This window comes from Cloacibacillus porcorum (assembly GCF_001701045.1).
Taxonomy (GTDB): Bacteria; Synergistota; Synergistia; order Synergistales; family Synergistaceae; genus Cloacibacillus; species Cloacibacillus porcorum.
The window spans coordinates 859,206-879,926 of sequence record NZ_CP016757.1; the positions used below are offsets into that span (position 1 = coordinate 859,206).

The window sequence follows — 20,721 nt, forward strand, 5'->3', positions numbered from 1 at the left end:
GAATCGCTTATTTTGTTCATCAGAAGTGCGAGTTGCTAAATGAAATGGGGCTCCGATACCGGAGCCCCATTTTATGACGCAAATCGTGCTTATAAACGCCGGTTTACAGTATGTCGAAGAGGAGTTTGAGCACCAGCATCACCAGCACCGTCAGCATCATCGGACGTATGAATCGCGCGCCCTTCGTCAGCGCGCAGTGCGCGCCGATATAGTTGCCCGCGATGCCGCAGAGCGCCGCGGGCAGCGCCACGCCGTATATTATCGTCCCCGCGAAGGCGAAGGTCATCAGCGAGGCGTAGTTGGAGGCGAGGTTCAGTATCTTCGCGTTCCCCGAGGCGGTTCTAAGGTCAAAGCCCATGAGGACGGAGAAGGCCATGATCGCGAAGGTCCCCGTCCCGGGGCCGAAGAGGCCGTCGTACCCGCCGATCAGCAGCCCGATCATAAAGGCGAGCAGCGCGGCGCGGCCGCGCTCCATTCCGGCGGAGCGGTCCGTTTCGCCGAGGTCCCTTTTGAGAAAAATTATCACCGCCGCGCAGGGCAGGATGATAATGAGCATCGTCTTGATCATCTGGTCGCTGAGCAGCAGCGCTGTCTTCGCGCCGACGGTGGAGCCGATGAACGAGCCGAACGCCGCGACCGCCGCCGCGCGCAGGTTGACCGCGCCGTTCCGCCAAAACTTAAAGACCGCGAGGGTGGTGCCGCAGGAGCTGGAGAATTTATTGCATCCCAGCGCGAAATGCGCCGGCATGCCGGTGAAGATATAGGCGGGCAGGGAGATTATCCCGCCGCCGCCCGCCGAGGCGTCGACAAATCCCGCGAGAAACACCAGAAAGCACACTAATATCAGCGACGTTGTTGAAATTTCAAAGCCTGCGGCCATATAAAGTCTCCTTAAAACAGAGTCAAACGCAGATTATTATATTATAATATACTCTTATAAATATATATGGCCTTTGAATAATTATTTGATGGAAGGGAGGCGCTTCATCATGGGATACGGCATTGTAACGGAGGAAATACTCACGGCGCTGGCTGATATAGTCGGTCCCACACATATATGGACGACGTACGAGAAGCGCGAGGCCTGTTCGCGCGACGAGACCACGACGCTGCGCGCCGACGAACGCTACCTGCCGGAGGCCGTCGTCGCCCCTGCCTCGGCCCGTGAAGTATCCGAGATATTGAGGCTCGCCAACAGCCATTTGATACCGGTCACGCCGCGCGGCGGCGGCACGGGGCTCTCCGGCGGGGCGCTCCCGGTATTGGGAGGCATCGTCATATCCGACGAAAGGCTCAACCGCATCATCGAGATAGACGCGGAAAACCTCGTCGTCGTCACGGAGCCCGGCGTCATTACGAGCGAGATAAACGCCGCCGCCGCCGAAAAGGGGCTCGCCTACACGGGATATCCGATGAGCGTCCTCTCCTGTCACATCGGTGGCAACATCGCGGAGAACGCCGGCGGCGGCAACGCCGTCAAATACGGCGTCACGATGCGCTACGTGCTGGGGCTGGAGGTTGTGCTGCCGACGGGGGAGATACTGACGCTCGGCGGCAAGCTGATGAAGGACGTCTCCGGCTACAGCCTGAAGGAGCTCTTCGTCGGCTCCGAGGGCACGCTCGGCTATGTGACGAAAATCATCCTCCGCCTCCAGCCGCTGATGAAAAACCGCGCCGCGCTGCTGGCCCTCTTCGCCGATACCGAGACGGCGATCAGGGCGGTGCCTAAGATGATGGCGCACGGCGGCATCGTTCCCTCGTCGATCGAATATATAGACGCCTACTGCTACCGCAAGGCCTGCGGTTTTCTCAACGAGGAGCTGCCGATGGAGGGCGTCGAGGCGGTGCTGCTCGTCGAGGTGGACGGCAGCAACCAGGAGTCGCTAGATATGGATATTGAGCGCGCTGGGGAGATCCTCTCGGCGGAGGGGGCGGCGGAGATCTACGTCGCCGATACGCGCTCCACGCGCGAGCGCATCTGGTCCGTACGCCGTAATATTGACGAGGCGCTGCGCCTGACGGACCCGGTGCAGGCGGACGAGGACATCGTCGTGCCGATCGCGAAGATCCCCGAGGCCGCGCGCGGCCTGCGTGAGATAGAGAAAAAATACGGTGTGCCGATCGCGAACTTCGGCCACGCTGGGGACGGCAACCTCCATCCGACGATATTGAAGCCCGCGGAGATGACGCTGGAAGAATGGGTGCGTGTCGAAACGGAGATAGAATGGGATATATTCCGCCTCACCGACTCGCTCGGCGGCGTCATCAGCGGCGAACACGGCATCGGCAGCAAGCGTAAACGCTACTTCGCGGAGCTCTGCCCGCCGCAGAACCTCGCGCTGATGAAAAAGATAAAGCTCACGCTCGATCCCAACAATATAATGAACCCCGGTAAAATTTTCGACTGACGAAAGCCGGTTGAGGCGGCGCGCCGCGGAAAGGAGGCGTTTACGGCGGCCCGCGCTGTGAGAACTTATACTTAAATATACTTAGAAAGGGAGCATTGAAAATGGCGGAAAAACATAGTTACACCTCTGCGCAGATCATGCATTTTTTGATTCCATCGCTTATCGGCGCCATAGTCTTTCTTTTGCCCATTCCCATGAAGGGCAGCCTCAATACCATCCTTGGCATTGCGATCGATTGGGGGAAGGCGGTCCTGAAACCATGGCTGCCTGGTACGGCGATGACGCTCGTCGTGATCGCGGCGCTGGCCTCTCTGTGGGCCACGCTCTGCAAGCCTGCGAAGATCGAAAAGGACCCCTTCTGGGGAGGGCTGCTGATTGTCAAACCCTTCTGGCTCGTCTCGCGCCTGCTCGGCGCGGCGCTCTACATCGTGATCTTCTTTAAGATCGGCCCCGAAGTGATATGGAACATGGATAACGGCGGCACGCCGGCGATAGTCCTCGCCCCCGCGCTGCTCATCATCTTTATCGTCCTCGCTGGCGTCGTGCCGCTGCTGACGGACTACGGCCTTATGGAATATGTCGGCACCTACGCGCGTCCGGTCATGGGGCCGATGTTCAAACTCCCGGGCCGCTCCGCCGTCGACTGCCTCGCCTCCTGGGTCGGAAGCTGCTCGGTCGCCGTCGTCATCACGACCAAAGTCCACGACCAGGGTTACTATTCTGACCGCGAAGCCTCGATCATCACGACGGCCTTCTCCGTCATCAGCATCGCCTATATCTACGTCATGGCTGACTTTGTCGGCCTGCCGAACATGTATTTCCAGATAATGGCGGCGGTCTACGCGGTGACCTTCATCCTCGCGCTCATCATGCCGCGCATCTGGCCGCTCTCCTCAATGCCCGATACCTTCTCCGGCAAGGCCGGCAAGCAGCGTGTCGGCGACGATATCCCGCAGGGATACTCGCTCGGAGACTGGGCGCTCAAACTTGCCGTCGAGCGCTCGGCGAAGCAGACCGCGGCGATGACGGTGGATTCCGGTGTTAAGACTTTCATCTCGCTCGTCGTCAGTACGATGCCGCTCGTCGTCGCCTGGGGAACGATCGTCCTCATCATCGCGAACAACACCCCGGTATTCCAGGTGCTCTCCGCGCCCTTCGCCTGGTGCCTCCAGCTCATGAGGATACCGGAGGCTAAGGAGGTCGCCCCGGCCTTCCTGCTCGCCTACGCCGACCAGTTCCTCGCCGCCGTCGTTGGCTCAGGCCGCACGGCCGTCGCCGCGAAGTTTATGTGCGCCTGTATCTCCGGCACCGGCCTCATCTACATGACCGAGGTCGGCGTCCTCATTCTCCAGTCGTCGATACCGCTTGGCTTCTGGAAGCTGACGGGCATCTACTTTATCAGGGCGGTGCTCAGCATCTTCCTGCTCGCGCCCTTCGCCTGGCTCTTCTGTTAGCATTGGCCGAAGATTAGGCAAATAAAAAACGAATGCAGCAAAAAATAAGAGGCGGCTTTTTGCCGTCTCTTATTTTTTGCGTGTTGTGCCGCCGCTGTCCGATGCATACATGAATCATGCGGGAACAAGAAGATGAGCAGGAGATACCATCTCTCTCGCTCATCTTTTCCATTGTCCTTATTTTACAGATCTTAGACGTCCGTCTCTCTCGAATTCGCTGAGGTGCTTTGATACTATCGAGCCCAATCCGAGCAGCGCGATGAGGTTCGGGAAGACCATGATCCCGTTGAAAAAGTCCGCAAGCTGCCAGGCGAGATCGAGCTGGAGCACCGCGCCGATCACGAGGAAGGCCATTACTACGATGCGGTAGGGCAGAAGCGCCTTCTCCCCGAAGAGGAAGATGATGTTCTGTTCGCCGTAGAAGTACCAGCCGATAACGGTCGAGAAGGCAAAGAAGAAGAGACAGAGAGCTACGAATGGTACTCCGTACTGTCCGAGGCCGAGGCCGAGGCTGAAGGCCTTCTGTGTAAGCGCGATGCCGCTCGTATGTCCGTCGACCGCTCCCGTGACGAAGATGACGAAGGCAGTCATGTTGAGGACGCAGAAGGTATCGATGAATACGCTGATGATAGCCGCGTATCCCTGCTCGCAGGGGTGATTGACCTTGGCCACTGCATGCGCGTGGGGCGTGGAGCCCATGCCTGCCTCATTGGAAAAGAGCCCGCGCGCCACGCCGTAACGTACGGCCTGCTTGATAGAGACGCCGATGAGGCCTCCGGTCGCCGCTGCGGGGTTGAAGGCGCCCTTGAATATCATCCAGAGGGAGTGGGGGATCTCCGTGAAGTTCATCACGAGAATGGCCGCGCCGCCGATGAGGTAAAGCGCCGCCATCAGCGGGACGAGCTTTTCCGTGATGGCGGCGATACGTCCGATGCCGCCAAAGAATACATAACCGCCCACCGCGGCGAGGACGATGCCGACATAAAGCTTATTCCAGCCGAAGGCGACGCTGCAGGCGTCCGCTATCGAGTTTGTCTGCACCGCGTTGCCGATGAAACCCAAAGCGATGATGAGCGACACGGAGAAGAAGACCGCAAGCGGTTTGCAGTGCAGTCCGTTCGTTATATAGAAGGCTGGGCCGCCGACCACTCTGCCGTCCGCCTCCTTATATTTGAAGACCTGCGCCAGGGTCGCCTCGGCGAAGATCGTCGCCATGCCCAGAAAGGCGGCGACCCACATCCAAAAGATCGCTCCCGGTCCGCCCATAGCGATGGCGGTGGCCGCGCCCGCGAGATTTCCTGTTCCTACCTGCCCGGCGATCGCCGTGGCGAGAGCCTGGAAGGAGCTCATGCCGCCCTTGTCTGCCCGTTTGCCGAAGAGGTTGATACCGCCGAAGACCTCCTTGAACGCCTCCGGGAACTTCCGAATCTGTACGAATCTGAGCCTGATAGTGAAATAAAGTCCCGTCCCGCAAAGAAGCGGAATGAGACACCACAAGCCCCAGATAAAGCTGTTAACGTCGGTTACCAGTTGCGTGAGCTGTTCCATGAAAGCTCCTCCTCTGTTTTTTGCCGCCATTACTGCTATAGACCGGAGACGGCGAGATAGTGAATATTATCTCTATTATTATCTTTAATTTAGGGAAATTAATAGTAAAACGGAGGAGAAAAGAACAAGCATAAAGACATTGACGAAATCAAAGCGCTTAAAGTAAGATAAAATCAATAATTGTCACGTATAAAGCAATAAAGATAGAAATAATAGATAAATACGATGAGCGGCGTTTCTTGTTCCGGAAAAACAGGTGTGAGATAGATGTCGTTAATGTAACGGCGGTGCCTGACGCAAAAGCGGCGGCCAGCGCCGCCGCTTCGGTACTTTATAGGCGCAGGAGGACCACCTTCGCCCTATTGAACTATTTCGCGTTGCGGCAGTGTGCCATGAGGTAGGCGTCGACGAAATGTCCGTCGGGATTGCGCATCCAGTCCTTAGCGATCCCCTCGACCTTGAAGCCGGCGGCCTTGCAGAGCTTCAGCGCGCCCACGTTGTCGGTCGGTATCTCCACCTCGACGCGTTCCATCATCAGCTCGTTGTCGGCGAGTTCCAGCGCCGTCTCCATCAGCGCCTTTCCCAGCCCTTGTCCCTGCCATTTCTGATCGACGATGATCCTAAGCGTCGCCATCCGGCGCAGGAATATCTGGTGATTGACCTTCAGCAGCACCGCGGCGCACAGCTCCTGCGGCTCCGTCTCCGTCTCAAGCACAAGCATGTGGTCGAACTGTGTGAGCTCCGCTATCAACTGTTCCGCGTTTTTCTGGTTCCCGTCGAAGAAGCTGGAGAATCTTTCCTTCGTCAGCTTGGCGTTTATATTGTCGATGCTCTCGGCATCTTTCGGCGTTACGGGCCTTATCCTCATATCTCGGCACCCTCTCCGCGAAGTCTTCCCATCAGGTATTCGTTAACGAACGTACCCTTCACGACGGCGGCGTGTTTCCTCGTCGCCTCCACCATAAATCCGAGGCTTTTATATAGCTTGATCGCCCTCTCATTGTCCGTGAGCACGAGCAGCTCCAGACGGTGGAACATCAGCTCATTGTCGGCTCGGTCCACCAGATGTTTCAAAAGTTTGTGCCCGATCCCCATCTGCTGAAAGTCGGCGTTTACCATCACCGCGATAAAGGCGCTGTGCGCGCGGCAAGGCTCCCGATTCGCGATCATCACCGAGAAGCCGACGACCTCGCCGTTTTCCACCGCGACGAAGCCCCTGTCCCTCTCGGCGAGTGAATTTAAAAATTCTGCCGTGGCGTTGATTCTTTCGCTGGAAAGGGCGAGTACTCCCTCCCGCACTCCGTTCTGTATCCTAATGGCGGCTATTGCCTCTGCGTCCTCAGGCATTACAGCTCTTATTTCCAAAATGCCGGACCTCCCGAACATCTATGATGGATTCTATTGTACTCTAATCATACACCAATCGCAAAAAGAAAAAATCATATAAACTTTTATCATCGCTGTGATATCATCTTTCACGGAGGGAGTGTGACGGTTAATAGATGAAATATAAAAGCACTCAACAGTTGGAAGACGTAAACTTTAAAGAGGCGCGGGCGCTGTATAAATCAATGGGATGTTCTGAAGCCGACCTCAGGGGGCCGGTCATCGGCATCGCAAATTCCTGGAACGAGCTGGTTACGGGACATTTTAACCTGCGGCAGGCGGCCGAATTTGTCAAAAAGGGCATCTACCGCGCCGGCGGCACGGCGGTGGAGTTTGGGATGATCGGCGCCTGTGACGGCCTCGCGAGCGGACACGGAGGCATGAAATACATCCTGCCCTCGCGCGAGCTGATCGCGAACAGCCTGGAGAGCATGGCGCGGGCCCACAACCTCGACGGCCTTGTGATGCTTGGCTCCTGCGATAAGATCGTTCCGGGAATGCTGATGGGCGCGGCGCGCCTCGACATCCCCGCGATCATGGCCGTCGGCGGGCCGATGCTCGGCGGCATTGAGTTCGACGGCAGAAAGAGCGACTCGACCTCGCTCTCCGAGGCGGTAGGCATGTTCGAGGCCGGAAAGATCGGCGCGGCGGAGCTAGACAGGCTGGAGGATACCTCCTGCCCAAGCTGCGGCTCCTGCTCCTTCTTCGGCACCGCGAACTCCATGGGCGCCCTCTCGGAGGCGATGGGCATGTCGCTGCCGGGTTCGGCGCTGATTCCCGCCGTATACGCCGAACGTCTCAGAAGCTCCGAAGAGGCTGGACGCCGGATCGTCGAGCTTGTAAACAAAAATATCACCGCGCGCCGCGTGATAACGGCGGAGTCGCTGGAAAACGCCGCCGTCGTGATGCTGGCCACGGGAGCCTCGACGAACTGCGTGATGCACCTCTGCGCGGTTGCCTACGAGGCGGGGCTCGACCCAAAAGAGATATTCGCGATGATCGATTCCCTCAGCGAGAGGGTACCGCTTGTCGCAAAGGTCAACCCGGCGGCAAAATATGACATGGAGGCCTTCTACCGCGCGGGCGGCGTACCGCAGGTGATGCGGGAGGTGCGGGATATGCTGCACCTGGATGCGGTGACCGCGAGCGGCCTCACCGTCGGCGAGAATATCGACGGCTGCAAAAATCCCTACGGCACAGACCGTAACGTGATAAAAAGCGCGGCTGAGCCGTTCAGCCGGGAAAAGGGGCTCTGCCTGCTGCGCGGCAACCTCGCCCCCGACGGCGCGGTGGCGAAGCCTGCGGCGATGGACCCATCGATGTTCAAATTTACGGGCCCGGCGCGCGTCTTTGACTCCGAAGAGGCGGCGAACCGCGCGATCCTCGCGAAAGAGATAGAGCCAGGCAGCGTCGTCGTCGTACGCTATGAGGGACCCAAAGGGGGGCCGGGGATGCGCGAGATGTTCCACGCGATGAAATTCCTCTATGGAATGGGGCTCGCCAAAAGCGTCGCCCTCATCACGGACGGCCGCTTTTCGGGAACCAACAACGGCTGCTACGTCGGACACATCTCGCCGGAGGCCGCAGAGGGCGGCCCGCTTGCGGCGCTGCGCGACGGAGACCTGATAACTATCGACATCACGAAAAAAAATATCTCCGCGGCGCTCTCTGCGGAAGAGATGGAGGCGCGGCTCAAAGACTGGCGCGCCCCGGCGCCTGATGCGCCGGACGGCTGGCTGCGCATATACGCAAAGCTTGCGGCCTCGGCCTCGGAGGGAGCCATGCTCAAAAGGTAAAGTTAAATTTTGTCATTTATGATTAAAATGCGCATAATACGTATTTTAATCTTGACTTTAGCGCTAACTGCGATATTATATTTATAATGATTTTGATTTAGAAGGCAAACTTTATAAAGACAGAAAGGTGCGATTTACAATGATTATTGATGCGAAAATGGAAAAGGCGCTTAACGGACAGATCCGCGCGGAGCTTGAATCGGCTTACCTATATCTCTCAATGGCCTCCTGGTTCGACGCCAACGACCTCCCCGGCTGCGCCCATTGGATGAAGAAGCAGGCCGCCGAAGAACAGGAACACGCGATGAAGATCTATGAATATGTCGTTGCCCGCGGCGGACATGTCATCCTGGAGGCGATCGCCGCCCCGCGTAACGAGTGGAAAAACGCGACCGAGATATTCCAGCAGACCCTCGAGCACGAACAGAAGGTGACGGCCCTTATCTATGAGCTCGTCGAAAAGGCGATGGAGATGAAAGATTACGCAACGCGCGGCATGCTCTCCTGGTTCGTCCAGGAGCAGGTCGAGGAAGAGGAGCACGCGATGGAGATCCTCGCGAAGTTCAAGAAGCTCGGCGAGATCCCCATATCGCTCGCGATGCTCGACAAAGAACTTGGCGACAGATCATAACTTTTGATATAAGATGAAGGTGCCGGGCTTCAAAAGGTCCGGCACGTTTTGTATTGCCGGACAACGAAATATACTAAGGGGGTAATAAGATGGGCAATATCGATATGAAGGCGCTCTTTTCACTGACCTATGGTATGTACATCGTCAGCACCGACCTTGAGGGAAAACTCAACGGACAGATCGCCAACACCGTGATGCAGATAACGTCGGAGCCAATCTGCGTCGCCACCTGCCTCAACAAGGCCAACCTCACGACGGAAATGATCGCCAAGAGCGGCCGCTTCTCCGTCGCGGTCCTCGAACTTGAGGTGCCGATGACCTTTATCGGACAGTTTGGCTTCAAATCCGGACGTGACATCGATAAATTCGCGAACGTAAAATACAGCCTCGCCGAGGCGGGAACGCCGCTCATTGAGGAGTGGAGCGTCGCGGCCTTTGACGCCAAAGTGTCAAAGACGGTGGAGATGCCGAGCCACATGCTCTTTATCGGAGAGGTACAGGAATCAGTCTGCTTCAAAGAGGCGCCGCTGCTTACCTACAGCGACTACCACAAGATCAAAAAGGGCAAATCCCCGAAGACGGCCCCGACCTTCGGCTTCAACGCTCTGAAATAATGCCTTGAAGCCGCTTGAAGAGAGTCCGGCAAGGATCGCGAGCCGGGAAATTTTTGAAAAAATATACGACGACTACAACAGGCGGATCTATGTCTCACCCGATCCGCTTCAGTTTTTATACGATTACGAAGAGACCGCCGACCGCGAGGTGGTGGGTCTGATTGCCTCCGGCCTCGCCTACGGCAGGGTGGCGCAGATACTAAAAAGCGTGAAGCGGGTGCTTGACGCCCTTGGCCCCCGCCCCGCCGAATATCTCAGAAACAGCGCGCGGCGCGACCATGAGGAAAAGCTCGGCGGCTTCGTACACCGCTTCACCGACTGCGGCGAAATGTGCGGCTTCCTCACGGCCATCGGCGAGGCGCTGCGGCGCTGCGGCAGCCTTGAGGAGCTCTTTATCTCGGGCTACAACGGCGATATGAGCGCGGCGATGGAAAACTTCGCCGACACCTTCAACCGCTGCGCGGGGCGCGATAACATGTTCCTGCTTCCGCGCCCATCGAAGGGCAGCGCCTGCAAGCGCATGGCCCTCTTCCTGCGCTGGATGGTGCGGCGCGACGACGTCGACCCCGGCGGCTGGCGCGGCATCTCCCCCGCGGAGCTGCTGATCCCGCTTGACACCCATATGTTCAATATAACGACGACCCTCGGGCTCTGCCGCTCCAAGAGCGCGAACGGCAAGGCCGCCGCGGAGATCACAGAGAACTTCAAAGAGATCTGTCCCGAGGACCCCGTGAAATACGACTTCGCGCTGACGAGATACGGCATCCGCGAGGAGATGACGGTGGAAGAGCTCTTCGCGAAGTGGCATCTGGAACGCTGACTCTGGGAAGTCCTAAAATCGGCGTTTATAAGCACGATTTGCGTCATAAAACGGTGGCTCCGAATCCTCGCCGTATGAAGATACGGCTCCGGTATCGGAACCACCATTTTATTTAGCAACTCGCACTTCTAAACGCCGATTTATCTTCGACAGGGTAAACGATAAATTGCGATTTACCAAAGATTTTGGCGCCCTCTCCGAGGGAGGCTATAAGGGCAAAGTCAAAAGCTAAATCGTTGTTTATCTTTTTGTCTCTGACCATTATTGACGCGTTTGTCATTTCTATTTTCGCGCGGCAATTTACCGCGCCGCCCGGTGATGTTATAATCTTACCAAATAATAAAAAAGGAGGCTGCGGCTGATGATAAATTCCGTACTCCCATACTGGGATCAAAACATTGACCTTGACATCGCGCCGTGGGTTCCTTATGGCAAAGATTATTCGCCGGTGACGGTGAACAGGCTCTATAATCCTCTCCTTGGCAGCCTCGCGGGGCTCGCGCTTGAGATGAAGAGCGAATTCCTCTATCTGCGCAGCTTTCAGAGCGGAAATGTGGGAACGATGGCGCGCCAGAATATGATCGATCCGGGGCGCAACGGCGGGCTGGAGCTTGGCTTCACGATGGTATTCTCCTACTCCGAGATGCTTGAACATTCGGTGCTGCCGCTGCTTCACCAATATCCTGGGCTGATGGCCGGGCTTACGCTCTGCGATATCTGGAGCGATAACGTCCTTGTGGACGAATGTAAGGTGCTTCTGCTCGTCAATGAAGATCCTTTCTTCAACGAGGCGGCTTTCATAGAGTCCCTCTATAAGTCGTTCCAGGCCCTGTCGGGGCGCGAGAGTTCAAACCTCTCGTTCTTCGCGGAGAAGTTTGGCTACCGCCGCTTTTCTATAAGCTATGAGACGGACAATCTCACGCAGATGCGCATAACGCAGGCTCTCTTCGACATAGAGCTCGACGCGACGAAGGACGTCCTTGGCCCTGTGCCGGAGCTGAAGATACCGCTGCTGCCGTCTATCGGATAGGAGCGCCGGAGTAAAAGGCAAAATAAAAACCGGGGAGCCGTAAAAAATGGCTCCCCGGTTTTTTGTCACGGCTTTACCGCGGTGATGAGGGCGCTTGCGGAGACACCCTCGATATCTTTCATGTCCGCCTCGGTGAGATCCATGACGCTGCTCTTTACGACCTCCATGTTTATCTCATGCGGTTTGGTCACTGTCACGCGGACCTGCGTGAAGCCCGCCTTTTTGAGTTTTTCTCCGTACTCTTCCGCCGGAAGAGCACCCGCCACTCACCCAGACCAGGCGGCGGGGCTCTCTTTGAGCTTTTCCGGCACCTTTTTCAGCAGCACGACGTCCGAGACGCAGAAACGACCGCCGCGTGTAAGGACGCGGAAGGCTTCGCGGAAGACCCTATCTTTGTCGGGGGAGAGGTTTATCACGCAGTTTGAGAGCAGCACGTCTACGCTGCCGTCGTGCAGGGGGATATCTTCGATGTAGCCGCGCAGCAGCGTTATATTTTTCAGGCCAAGCCGGTCGATGTTCTTTCTCGCTTTATCGAGCATCGCCTGCGTCATGTCGAGACCGTAGACATGTCCCGCCGCGCCTACGCGTCTTCCCGCCAGCAGAAGATCCAGCCCCGCGCCGCTGCCGAGATCAAGCACCCGCTCGCCCTGCTTGAGCAGCGCCGCCTCAATGGGGTTGCCGCAGCCGAAGCTCTGCACCGGCAGCTCCCGCAGCAGCTCTTCATCGTAGTTGCCCGCGCTCATATTGCTCAGCTCCACGCCGCGCGGAGCCGATTCCACCGCCTCCGTGTAGGCCTGTTTTACCGATTCCCTTATATCCGGCATCCTCGCACACCAATCCTTTTATCACCATATTGTATTGACAGATGTCAATGTGACTATATTATAACAATATATTCAAAAGAATCAATGTGTCGATTTGTAAAAACATAAAAAGCCGCCCCTTTTGTTGCCGGGGCGGCGCGCAGCTGTATTCTGCCGCAAAGATGATCAGTTGTTTTCCGCGAGCACCTTGAGCAGCTTGGTTTCGTCGATATTTCCGCCCGAGATGACGATGCCGGTCTTACGTCCCCTGACGGGGGCCTTTCCGGCAAGCAGCGCCGCGATCCCCACGGCCCCCGCGCCCTCTATGACCATATGCTGCTCACGGTGCACAAAGGCGATCGCGGCGGCGAGCTCCGCCTCGGTGACCTCCAGTATCCCCTTGACGCGGAGCTTCGCGAGCGAGAGGAGGCTCTGAGGTATGCCGCCGGCGAGGCCGTCGGCGAGGGTCTCGCCATATTCGACCTCTTTTACGCGCCCCTCTTCCCAGGAGACCACCCAGGGATTTGAGGTGTCGGTCTGGACGCCCCAGATCTCGACGTCGGGGTTCAGCGCCTTCGCGGCGATGGCGATGCCGTTCATCAGCCCGCCGCCGCCCGCGGGCACCAGCAGCAGCTCGATATCTGGTTCGTCGGTGAACATTTCAAAGCCCGCCGTCCCCTGTCCTGCGACGACCGCCGCATCCTCGAAGGAGGAGACGTAGGTTACGCCGTGTGCCGCCGCGTATTCGTGCGCCGTCTTCTCGGTGAAATCGTAATCGCCGTCGGCGACGATAAGTTCCACGAAATCTCCGCCGCGCCAGCGGATCGCCTCTTTTTTCGTCTCCGGGCAGGCGTTGGGGACGAATATTTTCGTCTTTATCTTCAGCTCCTGCGCGGCCATCGCCACTCCCTGCCCGTGGTTGCCGCTCGAGCAGGTCACGACGCCGAGCGCCCGCTCTTCCGGGGTGAGGGAGTTCATCTTATAGAGAGCTCCGCGCAGCTTGAAGGAGCCGCAGAGCTGCTGGTTTTCAAGTTTGAGATAGACGGGGGCTCCGGCCTTCACGCTCAGCGCGTGGGAGTATTCTGTAGGGGTGTGGCGCACGCGCCCCCGGAGGAATTTGTATGCCTTTACCACGTCGGTGATGCCGGGGTTTATCGGAAGAGTGCTCATCATGGTGCCTCCTTAAATAAATTAATATATAATGCTGTAATATTAACACAGAGTGGATAGTTTTATCCAAGGATGTATAATCCGCCGCTGTGATTTGGTAATTTTTACCGGGAGGTATGTTTGATGCCGTTGGAGCAAAGAGAGATAAAATACCCGCTTTTGAGGGTGAAACTTGACGGGATCAGGGAAAACGCCCGCCGTCTCGTAGATGAGTGCGCCCTGCACGGCGTCGGCATCTGGGGTGTCTCGAAGGGCGTATCGGCCCTTCCCGAGGTTGCGCGCGCCTTTGAGGCCGCTGGAATAAAGGTGATCGCCGACAGCCGCCTTGATAATATCCGCAGGATGCGCGAGGCGGGGGTGGCGCTTGAATACGCCCTGATCCGCATACCGATGCGCTCCGAGCTGGAGGAGCTTGTCAGCCTCTGCGATTATACGCTCATCTCCGACATAGGGACGTTTGAGGCGCTCTCTGAGATCTGCGAGAGAAGGGGGCGGGAGGTGAAGTGTGTCGTCATGTTCGATATGGGCGACCTGCGCGAGGGCTTCTGGTTCGGGGATGCGGCGCGCACGGCGGCGGAGCTGGCGAAGTTTACCGGCAGGATGAAGATAGTCGGCGTCGGAGCCAACTTTTCCTGCGCGAGCGGCGTGCTGCCCTCCGCTAAAAATCTCGCGGAGCTTGCCGCCTGCGGTGCGGCGATGGAGTCCGCGCTGGGCTGTCCGCTCCCCGTTTATTCCGGCGGAGGTACCTGTTCTTTTGTGATGATGCGGCGCGGCATGCTGCCGAAGGCCATCAACAATCTGCGGCTTGGCGAGGCTCTGCTGCTGGGACGCGACACCTCTTTCGGCATGGTCCTCGAGGGGCTTTCGCAGGATACGATGGAGATAGAGGCTGAACTCGTCGAGGTGCGGAGGAAGCCGACGCTGCCGGTGGGCGAGATCGGACACGACGCCTTCGGCAACATTCCGCACTTCGAGGATCGCGGCGAGCGCCGCCGCGGCATCCTCGCGATCGGCAAGCAGGATGTCTATGTGTCGGGGCTGACGCCGCTCAACGAGGGTGTGCGCATTATCACGGCCTCCAGCGACCATATGCTCGTCGATATAGAGGAGCGCCCCGACCTTTCGGTCGGCGATATCCTCTCCTTCCGTCCAGACTATACGGCGATGCTCTCCGCCTCGACGTCGCCCTATGTGACGAAAGTTTTTGAATAGAGGAAAAATTCTATCATAAAAGTATTTTTGTCATATTAATATATTTTGTGATGCTAAAGGACCGTGTTTGATGTAAAATCAAATGACCAAACCCGGTTCTTTTTTTATTTATGATGTATCACCATTGCTGAAGGGAAGATCTTTATGTCCACAGGTAGTAAGAGAGATGGTTTCAGTTCAACATTGGCGGCGCTGATGGTCGCCCTCGGCTCCGCCGTCGGCCTCGGCAATATCTGGAAGTTCCCCTACATGACCGGTACGGGCGGCGGCGGAGCCTTTCTGGTGATCTATCTATTTTTTGTCTTTTGTGTCGCGGTCCCGATCATGATCAGCGAATTTGTCATCGGGCGCCGTTCGCGCCTGAATGCGGTGGGTGCCTTCCGCAGGCTGACTGGAAACCCGAGCACCCCCTGGTCCGGCATCGGCTTTCTCGGCGCGGCATCTTCCTATTTAATTATGTTTTTCTATAGCTGTGTCGCCGGCTGGGTCTACTGCTATACATATAAGGCGGCGACGGGAGCCTTCGCCGATATCACAAAGGAGGGGGCCGAGGCCCTCTTCTCCGCGACGATTGGCGCCGGCGGCGCGGAGGCCTCTTTTTTCTCCTCAACGGTGCTTGCGCCGATATTCTGGCAGGTTTTCGTTCTCGCCGTGGTGGGGACGATAATCTCCCTCGGCGTCGCGAAGGGGATAGAGAGGGCCATTAAGGTGATGATGCCGGCGCTCTTTGTTCTGCTGATAGCCTGTGTTATCCGCGCCCTGACTCTGCCGGGGGCCGCCGATGGCCTCTATTTCCTCTTCCACGTTGACTTTAAGCAGGTGACGCCGGCGGTCGTTCTCGCGGCGATGGGGCTCGCCTTCTTCAAGCTCTCCCTCGGTATGGGGACGATGATCACCTACGGCTCTTATTTCACGGACGATGCCGACCTCTCCCTCTCGCCGCTCAAGATAGCGGTCGCCGATATCTGTATCTCAATGCTTGCGGGGCTCGCGGTATTCCCGACTGTCTTTTCCTTCGGCGTTGAACCGGGGGCGGGGCCGGGGCTTCTCTTTATCACCATTCCGCTGGTATTCTCACAGATGCCCTTCGGACAGGTGTTGCTTTTCGCCTTCTTCCTGCTGACGGCCTTCGCGGCGAACGGCGCGATGCTTTCGCTTGTAGAGGTGCCGACTATTTGGATGGCGGAGGAGTTCAACATCTCACGCAGGCGGTCCGCGCTTATCAACTGCGTAATAATCGGCGCGGTCGGCATACTCGCCGCCTGCTCCGCGGACGGCACTGGGTACTTGGGTGCGGCCACTCTCTTCGGCAAGGGGTTCTTTGACCTGTTCGACTATCTCTCATCGAATGTGACGATGCCGATCGGCGGCCTCTGTATCGCGATATTTACCGGCTATGTGATGAGGCGGGCAGATCTCTTTGACGAACTCAGCAACCACGGCACGCTCCGTAACGACGGACGCGCCGCCTTTATCCGCGTGCTGCTGCGTTATGTGACGCCGGTGCTCGTTCTGGTGATATTCCTCAACGCGCTGGGGGTAATAAAACTATAGGGGAGCGGCCGGCGGACGCCGCCTCTTTGATACAGGGAAAATAGTTATTGTTTCGGAGGTTCCGGGCTGTTTTTCGGAGCCTCTTTTTTGTCGGGTTCCGCGGTATAACCAGCCATCTCCCCGCCCTCTTCGTCTTTTTTCTGGGCGATACGCGCCTCCACCTCGAGGCCGTCAGTCATGAGGCCGGCGAATTTTGTACGCACCCATTTTACGAAGGGCAGGTTGTGCCAGCGGACGTCGACGTCCTCCGCGGCGTTGAAGGCTTCGATCTTCTCTTTGATGCCGGCGGCGTCGATCTTCTGGTGGTGTTTAAGGCTTTTGAGAACGAGGCAGAGCTCTTCGACCTCATCCTCCGAGAGCAGCGAGAAGCGGCGTATCTGGCGCTCGACGGCGACCAGGTGCGGGTTGCGCTGCTTGGGTCCCGAGTTGTTCATGATGCGCCCGGCGAGGATACTCGTGAAGGAGCTTATACAGGCGACGCCGATGACCATCAGGAAGACGGAGACGACGCGTCCCGCCTCGGTGTGCGGCACGATGTCGCCGTAGCCGGTGGTGCTTACCGTCACGAAGGAGAACCAGATCGCGTCACCGTAGCTGATATGCTCAAAGTTTGAGAAGAGCAGCGCCGCTACAACGATCGAGACCATCGTGACGCCGCCGGTATAGTGGAGCAGATTCGTCTTAAAGAAACGGCTCTGCGTCGTATAGGCGCGTCCGAGGTAGGCGAGGAATTTTATGAAGAAGACCAGCTGTATCAGCAGCGACGAGGTGTCCTCCAGTTTCAGCAGTTCAAAGGCGTAATTAAGCATTATAAGGGGAAATATCGGCAGCACCGCCACAAACTCCGAGATGTGAGTCGCGATAAAATCACGAAAGCTCTTGGCAAAGCAGAGGCGGACGCAGAAATCGGCGGCGAAGATGGTCCAGATGAGGTGGTCGGCGACAAATATGAAGACCGGCTGTCTTTCCGGATGAAAGTAAGCCGCTCCCAGCGCCACGAGGGTAAAGAGCGAAAATAGCGCCAGCACCGGCAGCATGACCTCATAGATGAATAAGAGCTGTTTTTTTCTCTGCGGCTTCAATTTCTCCGCCTCCTCTCCGTATCTATTATAAAAAAAGGGCCGCGGTCCGTCATCCGCAAGGATGTCGGCCTCCGCGGCGCGGTCTTTTTATTTGCCGAGGATGCTGCGCGCGGCCCATAGCCCGCTGGCCGAGGCCTGGATGACGCCCCTGGTGACTCCCGCGCCGTCGCCGGCGGCGTAGAGCCCCTTTATCGAGGTCTGAAGCCCTTTGTCGAGCGCCACTTTGAGACTGTAGAATTTGACCTCCACGCCGTAGAGCAGCGTGTGGCTGCCGTTGATACCGGGGATGATGTGGTCGAGCGCCGAAAGCATCTCGGTGATGCCGACGAGGTGACGGTAGGGCAGTACGCAGGCGAGGTCTCCCGGTTCGGCGCTTGTCAGCGTCGGCGTGACGAGGCCGCGCTCGATGCGCTCGTGCGTCGAGCGGCGTCCCTTGCGGAGGTCTCCGAGGCGCTGCACGAGGATGCCGCCGCCGAGCATGTTGGCGAGGCGCGCGATGTGGCTGCCGTAGCCGATCGGGTCTTTGAAGGGCTTGGTGAACTTAGTCGATACGAGGATCGCGAAGTTGGTGTTGCCCGTCTTTTTGTCGTTCTCGCGATTCGAGTGTCCGTTGACGGTGAGGATGTTGTGGTGGCTCTGGAACTCCGTCGTCACCTCGCCGTGCGGGCACATGCAGAAGGTGCGCACGCGGTCGTCGAAGGTCGGCGTGTCGAGGATCGCCTTGATTTCGTAGAACTGGTCGGTGATGTCCTCGGCCCAGGCGGCGGGGATCTCCACGCGCACGCCGATATCCACCGGCAGCGACTCTATTTCAAGGCCGAGCGCGTGGACGGTGCGCTCCATCCAGGCCGCGCCCTCGCGTCCGGGGGCGAGCAGCACGCAGTCTGAGAAGAGCTCTTCGCCGTTTTCAAGCGCTACGCCGGCGACGGAGCCGTCGGCTTTGAGCAGCACGCGGTCGACTGGCGTGCCAGTCATCACGTCGCAGTTGTCTTTCATCGTCTCGTACATCGCGCCGAGGATATATTTGGAGCGATCCGTTCCCATGTGGCGGATCGTCGCGGGAATGATGTCAAGCCCCGCCTGCAGGGCGCGCGCGATGACCCGTTTCGCGAGGTCGCCGCTCGGTTCGAAGAGTGTTTTGCTTGCGCCGTGGCGGAGATACATTTCGTCGGCCTCGGCGATAAGCGAGAGCAGCTTTTCACGGCCGCAGTATTCTTCGAGGTTCCCACCGAATTCTGGGGTGAGGGTGAGCTTCCCGTCGCTGAAGGCCCCGGCCCCGCCCCAGCCGCAGACGACGTTGCAGGGGCGGCACTGGACGCACTCCTGGCTGCCGAGCTTCATGGGGCATTTTCTGCTCTCAATGGAACGGCCCTTGTCGATGACGACGACCTTTTTCCCTTTATTAGCAAGCTCCATCGCGGCAAAAAGCCCCGCTGGGCCGGCACCCACTATTATCGCGTCGTAACTTTTTGTCATATTGATTCCTCCATAAAACGTAAACACTGTTGGGTAACTTTTGCATTATACCTGAAATTGTCCGCCGGGGAAATGAGTAAAAAATTGTAAACGGCGGAGCGCGCGGCAACAGTGGATTTTTTTACGGCCTAAGTTTATACATAAATTGAAAAATTTGTGCGAATGCCGCTGTACTATGTAAAAAAATATGCAATAATATTTCATTAGTGATATGATAAACACAAACGCACGAAAAAGCGGTTGATTCAGGAGGAAATATAAATGGTGGTCAGGACACAGGACGAAAATTTCAACGCCGAGTCTCTTCAGGCGATAGGTATTGTTTTGCAGCAGGGCGACCCGGAGTCGCTCTCTCTCGATCCGCTCCGCGGAGAAATGCGCGACTTCTGCCGCCGGGTGGTGGTAAATGAAAAGTTTCGCGCCGAGGCCGGTTCGTCGCTCGTCATCCCGCTGGCGGATAAGAATGTCCGCTGCGTGGTCCTCGCGGGCACTGGCTCCGAGGAGGAGAGCACGGCGGAGGCGGTGCGCGAGGCGGCATTTCGCGTTACCCGCGCGGCGGCCTCAAAGGGACTCGCGTCCCTTTCTATAACGATGGCCCGTCCGCAGGACGAAAGACGTGCCTGCGCGGCGGCCGAGGGCGCGGTGCTTGCCGGTTACCGTTTCGGTAAATACCTCGAGAAGGATGAAAAGGATAAATTTGCGGCCCCCGAGACGGTCGTCATCGTCGACGGCTGTAAGAAGGGGATCGCCTGCGGCGAGATCATGGCGGAGGCCCAGTGCTGGACGCGCGACATCGCGAACGAGCCTGGCAACGTAATCAATCCCGTGACGCTCGCGGCGAAGGCCGCGGCGCTCGCCGATGAGCTCGGCCTCTCCTGCGAGATATGGAACGAGGAGCGCATCCAGAGGGAAAATATGGGCGCCTATTACGCGGTGGCGCGCGGCTCCGCAAACCCGCCGCGTTTCATACACCTCACCTATGAGCCCAAGGTCGCGGCGAAGGGGTATATCGTCCTCGTCGGCAAGGGGCTTACCTTTGACAGCGGCGGCCTCGACATAAAGCCGGCGGATTTTATGACGACGATGAAGGGCGACAAGAGCGGCGCCTGCGCGGTGCTCGGAGCGCTGCGCGCGGCGGCGAAGCTGGAGCTGCCCTGGAAGGTAAGCGTCATCATCGCCGCGGCGGAGAATATGCCAGGCGGCAGGGCCTACCGCCCCGACGACATCCTGCGGGCGCGTAACGGCAAGACGATTGAGATAAACAATACCGATGCGGAGGGGCGCCTTACGCTGGCCGACGCGCTCGTTTACGCCTCGGAGCTCAAGCCTGACATGATCGTGGATATCGCCACGCTCACTGGCGCCTGCGCGGTGGCGCTGGGAACGACTACCGCCGGACTCTTCACCAACGACGACGCTTTCGGTGAAAAGGTGCTCAAGGCCGGCGAAGCCAGCGGTGAACGCTTCTGGAAGCTGCCGATGAACGACCCCAACCTCCGCAAGCAGATAAAGTCCCCCTGTGCCGACCTAGTCAACAGCGGCGGCCGCTACGGCGGCGCGATCACGGCGGCTATGTTCCTCGAGGCCTTCGTCGGCAAGGATATCCCCTGGGTACATCTGGACATCGCGGCGGCGGATTTTGTGAAGGCGCCCTACAGTTACTATGTAAAGGGAGCCTCCGGCTTCGGAGCGCGCACGCTCGCGGAGCTTATCAGAGAGCTGTAAGAATATAAGAGG

The 20,721-nt window shown here is 57.9% G+C and carries 19 protein-coding genes; 10 read left to right on the plus strand and 9 right to left on the minus strand.

The genetic code is table 11. The features are described 5' to 3' along the window. Nucleotides 1–103: 103 nt before the first annotated feature. A complete protein-coding gene (locus tag BED41_RS03885) occupies nucleotides 104–880 on the minus strand; it encodes a sulfite exporter TauE/SafE family protein (protein WP_066743291.1) in 777 nt (258 codons plus the stop codon). Nucleotides 881–989: 109 nt separating this feature from the next. Between BED41_RS03885 and BED41_RS03890 the strand changes: the two genes are divergently transcribed. Then, nucleotides 990–2,408 (plus strand): FAD-binding oxidoreductase, encoded by a 1,419-nt coding sequence (locus tag BED41_RS03890; protein WP_066743293.1) that lies wholly within the window; start codon nucleotides 990–992, stop codon nucleotides 2,406–2,408. 101 nt (nucleotides 2,409–2,509) lie between these two features. Continuing rightward, nucleotides 2,510–3,862, plus strand: coding sequence for a YjiH family protein (locus BED41_RS03895; RefSeq protein ID WP_066743294.1), 1,353 nt, complete (start codon nucleotides 2,510–2,512; stop codon nucleotides 3,860–3,862). Between the two features lie 177 nt (nucleotides 3,863–4,039). On the opposite strand, the gene BED41_RS03900 is transcribed toward BED41_RS03895, so the two are convergent. The 3 genes from BED41_RS03900 to BED41_RS03910 form a co-directional block, all read right to left on the minus strand. Beyond that, nucleotides 4,040–5,410 (minus strand): alanine/glycine:cation symporter family protein, encoded by a 1,371-nt coding sequence (locus tag BED41_RS03900; RefSeq protein WP_066743295.1) that lies wholly within the window; start codon nucleotides 5,408–5,410, stop codon nucleotides 4,040–4,042. A 367-nt stretch (nucleotides 5,411–5,777) separates the two neighbouring features. Next, nucleotides 5,778–6,278 (minus strand): GNAT family N-acetyltransferase, encoded by a 501-nt coding sequence (locus tag BED41_RS03905; protein WP_066743296.1) that lies wholly within the window; start codon nucleotides 6,276–6,278, stop codon nucleotides 5,778–5,780. After that, nucleotides 6,275–6,775 carry a GNAT family N-acetyltransferase gene (locus tag BED41_RS03910; RefSeq protein WP_168160225.1) on the minus strand — a complete coding sequence of 167 codons (501 nt, stop codon included), beginning with the start codon at nucleotides 6,773–6,775 and terminating at the stop codon, nucleotides 6,275–6,277. The genes BED41_RS03905 and BED41_RS03910 overlap by 4 nt, the downstream gene beginning before the upstream one ends. Before the next feature lie 137 nt (nucleotides 6,776–6,912). Here BED41_RS03910 and ilvD point away from each other — a divergent pair, with 137 nt between their 5' ends. The 5 genes from ilvD (at nucleotide 6,913) to BED41_RS03935 (ending at nucleotide 11,687) form a co-directional block, all read left to right on the plus strand. Continuing rightward, on the plus strand, nucleotides 6,913–8,592 hold the full coding sequence (gene ilvD, locus BED41_RS03915) for a dihydroxy-acid dehydratase (RefSeq protein WP_066743300.1): 1,680 nt from the start codon (nucleotides 6,913–6,915) through the stop codon (nucleotides 8,590–8,592). A gap of 139 nt (nucleotides 8,593–8,731) precedes the next feature. Further along, entirely contained in the window at nucleotides 8,732–9,223 is a 492-nt protein-coding gene (locus BED41_RS03920) for a ferritin (RefSeq protein WP_066743302.1), read from the plus strand. 89 nt (nucleotides 9,224–9,312) lie between these two features. Beyond that, entirely contained in the window at nucleotides 9,313–9,837 is a 525-nt protein-coding gene (locus tag BED41_RS03925) for a flavin reductase family protein (protein WP_066743303.1), read from the plus strand. A 4-nt stretch (nucleotides 9,838–9,841) separates the two neighbouring features. Then, on the plus strand, nucleotides 9,842–10,657 hold the full coding sequence (locus BED41_RS03930; RefSeq protein WP_066743306.1) for a TIGR02757 family protein: 816 nt from the start codon (nucleotides 9,842–9,844) through the stop codon (nucleotides 10,655–10,657). 361 nt (nucleotides 10,658–11,018) lie between these two features. After that, the gene (locus BED41_RS03935) at nucleotides 11,019–11,687 is read left to right on the plus strand and encodes a hypothetical protein (RefSeq protein WP_066743310.1); all 669 of its coding nucleotides are present in this window, start codon (nucleotides 11,019–11,021) and stop codon (nucleotides 11,685–11,687) included. A gap of 65 nt (nucleotides 11,688–11,752) precedes the next feature. Here the strand turns inward: BED41_RS03935 and BED41_RS16605 are convergent, their stop codons facing one another. From BED41_RS16605 to BED41_RS03945, 3 genes are all read right to left on the minus strand, one after another. Further along, the gene (locus BED41_RS16605; RefSeq protein ID WP_168160226.1) at nucleotides 11,753–11,953 is read right to left on the minus strand and encodes a class I SAM-dependent methyltransferase; all 201 of its coding nucleotides are present in this window, start codon (nucleotides 11,951–11,953) and stop codon (nucleotides 11,753–11,755) included. After that, a complete protein-coding gene (locus BED41_RS03940; protein ID WP_168160227.1) occupies nucleotides 11,954–12,511 on the minus strand; it encodes a methyltransferase domain-containing protein in 558 nt (185 codons plus the stop codon). A gap of 165 nt (nucleotides 12,512–12,676) precedes the next feature. After that, nucleotides 12,677–13,663, minus strand: a complete 987-nt coding sequence (locus tag BED41_RS03945) for a threonine ammonia-lyase (RefSeq protein WP_333543847.1) — start codon at nucleotides 13,661–13,663, stop codon at nucleotides 12,677–12,679. A 120-nt stretch (nucleotides 13,664–13,783) separates the two neighbouring features. Here BED41_RS03945 and BED41_RS03950 point away from each other — a divergent pair, with 120 nt between their 5' ends. Together BED41_RS03950 and BED41_RS03955 are read left to right on the plus strand one after the other, a co-directional pair. After that, on the plus strand, nucleotides 13,784–14,872 hold the full coding sequence (locus tag BED41_RS03950) for an alanine racemase (RefSeq protein ID WP_066743314.1): 1,089 nt from the start codon (nucleotides 13,784–13,786) through the stop codon (nucleotides 14,870–14,872). Nucleotides 14,873–15,016: 144 nt separating this feature from the next. Next, nucleotides 15,017–16,426: a sodium-dependent transporter gene (locus tag BED41_RS03955; RefSeq protein WP_066743317.1), complete on the plus strand. Its 1,410-nt coding sequence runs from the start codon at nucleotides 15,017–15,019 to the stop codon at nucleotides 16,424–16,426. Nucleotides 16,427–16,470: 44 nt separating this feature from the next. On the opposite strand, the gene BED41_RS03960 is transcribed toward BED41_RS03955, so the two are convergent. Both BED41_RS03960 and BED41_RS03965 read right to left on the minus strand, forming a co-directional pair. Next, the gene (locus tag BED41_RS03960) at nucleotides 16,471–17,508 is read right to left on the minus strand and encodes a potassium channel family protein (RefSeq protein WP_066743319.1); all 1,038 of its coding nucleotides are present in this window, start codon (nucleotides 17,506–17,508) and stop codon (nucleotides 16,471–16,473) included. Nucleotides 17,509–17,595: 87 nt separating this feature from the next. After that, nucleotides 17,596–18,984, minus strand: a complete 1,389-nt coding sequence (locus BED41_RS03965; protein WP_066743321.1) for an NAD(P)/FAD-dependent oxidoreductase — start codon at nucleotides 18,982–18,984, stop codon at nucleotides 17,596–17,598. A gap of 261 nt (nucleotides 18,985–19,245) precedes the next feature. Between BED41_RS03965 and BED41_RS03970 the strand changes: the two genes are divergently transcribed. Then, nucleotides 19,246–20,709 carry a leucyl aminopeptidase gene (locus BED41_RS03970; RefSeq protein WP_066743323.1) on the plus strand — a complete coding sequence of 488 codons (1,464 nt, stop codon included), beginning with the start codon at nucleotides 19,246–19,248 and terminating at the stop codon, nucleotides 20,707–20,709. The last annotated feature ends 12 nt before the right edge of the window (nucleotides 20,710–20,721 follow it).